The organism is Daejeonella sp., assembly GCF_044232565.1.
In the GTDB taxonomy this organism is placed as follows: domain Bacteria; phylum Bacteroidota; class Bacteroidia; order Sphingobacteriales; family Sphingobacteriaceae; genus Daejeonella.
The window spans coordinates 1-2,652 of sequence record NZ_JBIILQ010000303.1 but is presented as its reverse complement, the minus strand read 5'-3'; the positions used below and the strand labels follow the sequence as shown (position 1 = coordinate 2,652).

The following is a 2,652-nucleotide window of genomic DNA, read 5'->3' as shown; positions in this document are numbered from 1 at the left end:
GCCTCGGTGAGACCCCAAGCACCTATCCACTCAGCACAAGCTAATTTAGGTAGCCACATCCGTTTTTGCGCTTCATTACCAAAGGCCATGATATGCCCGGTACATAATGAATTATGTGCAGCGAGAGACAAGCCAATTGACCCGCAAACCTTAGAAATTTCTGATATTACACTCACATACTCAAAATATCCTAATCCGGAACCACCATACTCTTCTGGAACAAGAACTCCCATCAATCCTAATTCACCCAATTTTTTAAATGTTTCTACTGGAAATGTTTGAGCTTCATCCCACTCCATCACATGCGGGCGGATATGCTTTTCGGCAAAATCACGCACCATGGCGATTATCATCGTCTGATTTTCAGTTAAATTAAAATTTATCCCATTAAGGTCAGGACTTGTTATTGCTTGCATAAATAATTGGTTTTTGTGCAAGTATAACAATAAGAAGGCCAGTTTTTAGGACTTAAAAACTCAAATAAAAATAGTACGAATCGGTTTCCGGTTCAATTTATAACAATGGGATTAATTAGCAAAGAATTTATTAGCTACACTTGTTAATAGGATACGAGAGAAATAATATTTTTTGACACTATTTTGAGTTTATCCTTCGCATTTAAGAAATCAAGACTAATTACAAAGGCATATGCAGCCACTTGACCATCAAGTTTTTGTACAAGACGCGTAGCTGCACTTACAGTACCGCCAGTAGCTAGCAGGTCGTCATGAATCAAAACCCTTTGCCCGGGACTTATTGCGTCTTTATGCAGCTCTAAAATGGCGGAACCGTATTCTAATTCGCAAGGCTCCTCAATGGTTGTAAAAGGCAACTTTCCTTTTTTACGGATTGGAACAAATGGTATTTGCAATCTGTTGGCAAGCATTAAACCGAATAAAAAACCTCTGCTTTCAATTCCAGCAACCACATCAATATTTATGCCTTCCAATTGTTTGACAAATTCATCAATTACTGCTGAACATAATTGAGCATCTTTTAAAATAGGAGTTATATCCTTAAAAATAATTCCAGGCTTTGGAAAATCGGCAATATCGCGAATGGCAGAATCAAGTTTCTTACTGATCATAATTTAAAATGTAAGGTATGGCTCAATTTTACGTATAATTTCTTCATTCAGAAGGACAATTTTCTTTAAATCATCAATATTTTTGAAATTACCATGCTGAGAGCGATACTGGATCAACGCATTAATCTGTTTATAAGACAAATAAGGCTGCATTTTAAATTGGTCGAAGCTTACAGTATTTACATTTATCCTTTGAATTAGATTACTATTGAGTGTCAGCTGATTTTGAATCTGAGAATATTTAAGGGAATCAATCCCATAAACTTCACGCAATTGTTCCAACTTATAAAAGCCACCCAATCTATTTCTAAAGCGAATAATTCGGGAAGCAAAAGCGGGCCCTATACCTCGGATTTTTAAAAGCGTGACAGAATCAGCCGAATTAAGCTCAATAACCGTAATTTGACTCGATAAATTAGAGCTTGCAGACTTTGTAAACTTATTTTTTTCAGGATATTTACGCTCAGATTTAGACTCTGCAATACGAATATAAGGCTCGAGTAGTAAATATTGGGATTCCGGAATTGAATAGATGCGCTTTAAATCTTCTTTTTTAAAAAAACGCCCTCCTTTATTTACATAATTGCGAACAACTCTAATCTGCTTGATAGAAAGTCCGAGTTTTTCCCATTGATTATCCGAAATCAAATTAGGATCAAACTCAAAATATTGAACGTTTACAAGATTAAGCTTCGAGTTTTTCTCAGCAATCAACTGGGAAGAATTCTTGAAAGACTCGACTTCCAATTTAAATTTCTGAAAATTATATTGAGGTGCTTTACTGAGTTTTCTGTAAAAAACGGGACTAGCCAAAACCATGATAGTCAATAAACACAGTAAGAATATGCCATTCAACTCCTTTTTTGAAAAACCAAAGAATGATTTTATAGATTTCTTTGCACCCCGCATATTTTTAAAAATAAAATTAAAAAATAGCTGTCCTTTGGAATACCAGAATATAAAAGTCTCTGGCACTGGGGTATCTAAAGCAAAACAGAATATCTGAAGATAAGCATAAAATTTTTAATTTAGCGTTATTTAATTCAATTTTTAGATTAAGAAATGAAAATCATCAATAAGAAAGAATTTGCGGAGGCAACTAAATTAAATAAGTTTTATATGCCAGGCTTAGCTTCATTATTAATGGAAATCATGAAGATTAATGAAGTGAACGATGTTTTTGAAAAAGCAGAACATCTTCATGGGATAAAATTTATTGATAAAATTTTAGAAGTTATAGGTATATCAATAGAAATTGATGAAACAGAGTTAAGACATTTTCCTAAAGAGGGTGGCTTTATTGTGGTTGCTAATCATCCTTATGGCGGAATTGAAGGCTTAATATTATTAAAGATAATGAGCATGGTTCGGCCAGATTCAAAACTGATGGCCAATTTCTTGCTTAAAAAAATTCCGAATTTATCTGAATACCTAATTGCTGTTAACCCATTTGAAAATCTAGAAAACACATCTAGCATAAGTGGGATAAAAACCACTATTCAACTCCTTAAATCAGGTGTCCCGATTGGGATATTTCCAGCTGGAGAGGTTTCAACGTATAAAAC

At 34.3% G+C, this 2,652-nt stretch carries 3 protein-coding genes and 1 pseudogene; 1 reads left to right on the top strand and 3 read right to left on the bottom strand.

The genetic code is table 11. The features are described from left to right. The 3 genes from ACILQF_RS12435 to ACILQF_RS12425 all read right to left on the bottom strand — a co-directional run. Window positions 1–416: acyl-CoA dehydrogenase family protein (locus ACILQF_RS12435; protein WP_395627721.1), on the bottom strand; the 416-nt coding region annotated here is incomplete at its 3' end. A 143-nt stretch (window positions 417–559) separates the two neighbouring features. Beyond that, complete coding sequence (locus ACILQF_RS12430; RefSeq protein ID WP_395627720.1) at window positions 560–1,087, bottom strand: adenine phosphoribosyltransferase; 528 nt, start codon at window positions 1,085–1,087, stop codon at window positions 560–562. Between the two features lie 3 nt (window positions 1,088–1,090). Further along, on the bottom strand, window positions 1,091–1,996 hold the full coding sequence (locus tag ACILQF_RS12425) for a helix-hairpin-helix domain-containing protein (RefSeq protein WP_395627719.1): 906 nt from the start codon (window positions 1,994–1,996) through the stop codon (window positions 1,091–1,093). Between the two features lie 153 nt (window positions 1,997–2,149). Here ACILQF_RS12425 and ACILQF_RS12420 point away from each other — a divergent pair. Continuing rightward, window positions 2,150–2,652: pseudogene (locus ACILQF_RS12420) on the top strand (hemolysin); the annotation flags it as partial.